Annotated in this window: 2 protein-coding genes and 1 pseudogene; all 3 read right to left on the reverse strand. The window is 68.3% G+C overall.

Features of this window, described 5'->3' with window-relative positions; all coding sequences use genetic code 11:
* A pseudogene (locus JNN06_RS09160) lies at positions 1 to 494 on the reverse strand (hypothetical protein); the annotation flags it as partial.
* 100 nt (positions 495 to 594) lie between these two features.
* On the reverse strand, positions 595 to 1,926 hold the full coding sequence (gene tssK / locus JNN06_RS09165; RefSeq protein ID WP_291239284.1) for a type VI secretion system baseplate subunit TssK: 1,332 nt from the start codon (positions 1,924 to 1,926) through the stop codon (positions 595 to 597).
* Positions 1,927 to 2,062: 136 nt separating this feature from the next.
* A partial coding sequence (locus JNN06_RS09170) for a hypothetical protein (protein WP_291239285.1) occupies positions 2,063 to 4,589 on the reverse strand: 2,527 nt, incomplete at its 5' end.

Here is a 4,589-nt window from a genome sequence, read left to right on the forward strand (position 1 = left end):
ATGCCCGGCTGCGGATAGGGCGCGGCATAGGGATTGGGCGCCGCATAGGGATTCGGCGCATAGGGCTGCGCCGGAGGGGTATAGGCCGGGGGGTTGTAAGGCGGATAGGAGGGCGGCGCCATGCCCGGCCCCGGCTGCGACGGCAAGGCCCCGCCGACCCAGGTGTTTTCGGCCGGCGGCTGCGGCGCTTGCGGCCAACCCGGCGCCGCCGGGGCTTGCGGCCAGCCCCCGGCTTGCGGGGCGGCGGCGGGCGGCGGCATCTGCGGAGCCGGGCTGGGCATGGCACCGCCGATCACCGTGCGCTCGGCCCCCGGCATCGGCGGCGCGGCATAGGCGGGTGGCGGGGCGGCGGCGGCAGGCGGGCTGCGCAGCGCGAAAGGATCATCGCCGGGCAAAGGCGGACGGGCCTGCGGGGCGGCAGGCTGGCGCGGGTCCGGGATCGGCGGCAAAGCCCCCCCGATCACCGTCTTGTCGCGATCATCGCCTCCAGCCATGGTCCTGCCCTCCCGGCACTCTGACCCGCGCGAGGACAGGCGGGCCGTTGGGTCTTTCTCGTCGCAGGCCGCACCGGCCCGCTCTCACAGCATCCCGGCGTTACAGCTTTTCCGGGATCGCCCAGAATTCCAGCTTCAGCTCGGGCCAGTCGCCCGCGAAATGCATGCCGATGGCCGGGGCGCTGGAAAACTCCGACCACAGGGGCGTGTTGCGGTCCAGCAGGAAATACACGTTCGAGGCGACAACCCGGATCTGCCGGGGCGGATTGGGCAGATGCACCAGCCCGATGCCGGGCAGGTTGTTCTTCACGATCTCGCTCATCCGCGTGTTGGGGCCCACCTTGCACAGCTGCGGGAATTGCAACATCACCTGCGCCAGCGGCTTGGCGCTTTCCACCTCGATCACGAAGGTCGCCTCGCGGAACAGGTTGCGGTCGGCCACCTCCGCCAGATAGGAGTTCTGCCGCACCATGCGCAGCGGCAGCCGCACCGCGCGGCCCACATCGCGCGACAGCGCGCGCTGAATATCCATCACCACCGGCGTGAAACTGGCCTTGGCATCGGCATGGTCATAGGCCGGATATTTCGCCGCCAGACGGCTGCCATTGTCAAAGGTGGCCAGCTCGCCCGCCAGCCCCACCAGCCGCAGATACAGCTCCTCCGGGTGAACGCAATCCAGCCCCGCCAGATGGCGCAAGCCGTTCACCTCGCGGTTCAGCGTCATCAGCATCAGGTAATCGGTGGCCTGCATCCCCCCGCCCGAGGACGGATCGGCGGCATAGCGCGCCAGCGTCTCCAGCTTGGCCTCCACCCAGCCCAGCACCCGGCTGAGATAGCCGCCCAGCACCGGATGCGCCCCCAGGATCAGCGCGGGCGGCGGCACGCCGTCATCCAGCGCGATCACCCCGTCGCGCATCTCGTGGATGCGGGCGATGCGCAGGCATTGGTAGCCGGGGCGCGGCGTGCGGCGAATCGCCAGCTCCAGCCGCGGCACCGCGATTTCCACCAGATGCTCGGTCCGCGCCCCCGCCGCATTGTCGGCCACACTTTCCGAGGTCAGCCGCCAGCGGGTCGAGCCACCCTCCTCCTCGGGGCCGATGTCGCGGCCATTGGGCGAGGCTTCGGGCAGCGTCAGCCAGACGAACTGCCCCGCCGCATCCTCCGGGCAGATCACCGGCTGCGGCAAGGGGCCAGCCCCCGGCGCGTCAAAGGCCAGGCCATCCGGCATCACGCCCGAGACCCGGCGCAGGCCGATCTTGCCCTGCTGTGCCAGATCGCGGTCGATCACCAGATCGGCAAAGCCCCAAAGATAGGGCCGCACCCGGCGCAGCCGGGCGTCGATCAGGTTTTCCAGATAGCGGTCGGCCTGCTGAAGATGCTGGGGCTGAAGGAAAAGGCCCTCTTTCCAGGCCACCTTGCTGAACAAAGACATCGCCGTCCAATCTGTCATACGAGGAACGCGCCCAACCCTTGCGGGCCGCGCGCGCCATGCGGGATGCGCGGATAGTGCGGCTGGGGCGGGCCAAGGTCAAGCGTGACCTCCGCAGCCGCCGCCCCGGCCGCCCGGCTCAGAACTGCCAGCGCACCTGGCCGGTGATGGCCGCGCTGTCCATCGACCCGCTGAAGCGCCCGTCCACCCGCACCGACGCGTTGAACTGCTTGGCAGCCGCGCCCGAAGAGGTGGTGTCGAGGATTTTCAGATAGCTGATCCCCAGGCTGATCTCGCCATAAGACCCCAGGGTCTGCGAGCTGAGCCGCTCGGTCAGATCGAAGGTCGGGCTGGTGAAGGTCGAGGTCAGCTCGTCCGAGAAATCCTTGTAATAGGTGCCGGTCACGAAATAGCTGGTGGCCGCATTGCCGCTGGGGGCGATCTTCACCGTCGAGGCCGACAGGCCCGCAAAGCCCAGCTTCATGGTGTGATCGTCAATATCCAGCGTCGAGCGGTTGCCCAGCGTATCGGCATCGAAGGTCAGCGTGTTGGTCTTCGCGCGCGAGATCATGAAGCCCGCCGTCGGCACCACATTCCAGCCGGTTTCCTTGATCGGGAAACTGGCCGAGATCGAGCCCGACAGCGTGGTGGCCTTGGTGTCCATCTTGGCATCGGTCAGCGAGGTGTTGCCGATGCTGGCATTGTTCAGCGTGAAGGTCGTGTCCTCGCTGCGCACCTGAAGATCGGCCACCAGATTGCCCTTGGAGGCCGTGGTATAGAGACCCAGATAGGTCTGGTCGAACTTGGTGCTGGTCGGGCTGACCACGGCGCTGGTGATCTTGCCCGAGGGCGTGGTGCTGAGCGTGCCAGACCCCCGGTTCATGCCGCCGATCACGCCGAAGGCCATGTCCCAGCCGCCGATGGCGCCGTTGAAGCAGGACAGGTCGCCGCCGAACTGGATGCCCGAATAGCTGGCCGAGACATTGCTTTCCGGCGAGGCCCCCGCCGAGGTCGAGGTGCCGCTGGCATCGACGCGACCGGCGGTGACCCGCGCCCAGCCACCCGGCGCGCAATTCTTCTCCTCCTCGATGGCCCGGCCCACGGTGAAGGGGCTGGTGGGGCGGTTGACCAGCGCGCCGATCACGCTTTGCGACAGCGCCACGCTGCCGCCAAGCGCCACGATGTCGCGGTCGATCGTGGTCTCCAGATACACGCCGGTGGCATTGTCCTGATCCAGCGTGAAATCGAACAGGCCATTGCCCGGCATTTCCATACTGGCGAAATCGACGGTGAAGCGGGCATCCGGGTCGATCTGCCCGGCAATCAGCTGGATCGGCCCGGCAGGTTGCAACACCTCCACGTCATCGTCGAAGTTGAAGACCAGGTTGAACGAGCCGCTCACATCCGGCGTTCCGGCCACGCCGTCATCGGCGATGATGCGGTCACTCAGCACGGCGCCGGGGGCGGCATCGTCCAGCTCCAGATCAAAGGCCAGGTTGGTGTTGTTGCCGATCATCCGGGTGACCCGCAACTCCTCCAGGGTGATATTGTCGGTGACGGCCCCGCTGCCGACGACCTGCACCCCGCCGATGGTCACCTCTTCCGCGTTGATGATGGCGCCGTTCACCGTGGCATTGGCCCCCACATTGATCACGCCGCCGGTAATATCGCCGTTCAGCGTGCTGCGGCGCCGCAGGGTCAGCCGGTCATTGTTCAGCACATCGCCCGTCACCGTGCCGCGCCCGGTCAGGGTCAGCGCGCCGTCATTCACGATCCCCTCGGCCGCCGTCAGCCGACCGGCCACAAGGGTTTGCGTGCCTTCAGCCAGTTGATAGCGCGTCGTCGTCACCGCAAGGCCCGCGCCGATCTCCAGATTGCTCGCAGTGCTGAAGGTGCCGCCCACGGCCAGATTGCCGCCAAGGCTCAGGCTGCCCGCCGCCTGCGTCAGATCGCCGGTGACCCGGCCTGCCAGCACGGCCGTGCCGCTGTTTTGCAGGTTGCCGGTGACCGTGCCCTCCAGATCCAGCGTGCCGCTGGCCCGGTTCACCACATCGCCGCGAATGTCGCCAACCTGGGTGAAGCGGCCCGCATTGCGCAGATCGCCCACCAGATCCCCGGCAGAGGTGAAGCTGGCCCCGCGCCCGATGGCAAAGCCATCCTCTGCGGTCAGCCGCCCGCCCTCGGCCAGCGTCGCGCTGCCATCAGTCAGGCGCAACACGCCCCCCACCGACGACACGCCAGAGGCCGTCACCGTGCCGCCAGACAGCAGCGCGCCGCCAATCGCACCGCCATCGAGGGTCAGCACCCCGTCATTCTGCACCGCGCTGGTAACCTCGCCCCGCACCGTCAGCGTGCCGGTCCGGCCATTGCGCAGCGTTTCATCCGTGGTCAGGGTGAAGGCGTCCCCCACCACCATCCGCCCGGAATTGCTGACGCTGCCCGCAGTCACATCGGCGGTCAGCGACACCGCGCCGCCGCGCTGGTTGCGCAGCACGCCGCCGACATCGCCCCCCAGCCGGACCGTGCCGCTATTGGTCAGCCGGCCCGAAATATCGCCCCGGCTGACCAGCGTACCCGCATTGGACACCCGCCCGGTCACATCGCCGTTCAGCGTCGCCCTGCCGCTGTCGGTATTGGTCAGATCGCCGCGCAGCGGGCCGCCCAGC

The sequence above is a fragment of the Gemmobacter sp. genome (genome assembly GCF_016792925.1).
GTDB lineage: Bacteria > Pseudomonadota > Alphaproteobacteria > Rhodobacterales > Rhodobacteraceae > Gemmobacter.

Coding starts and splice junctions, on each gene's coding strand:
- tssK (WP_291239284.1), bottom strand. CDS start 1,926: ATGTCTTTGTTCAGCAAGGTGGCCTGGAAAGAGGGCCTTTTCCTTCAG.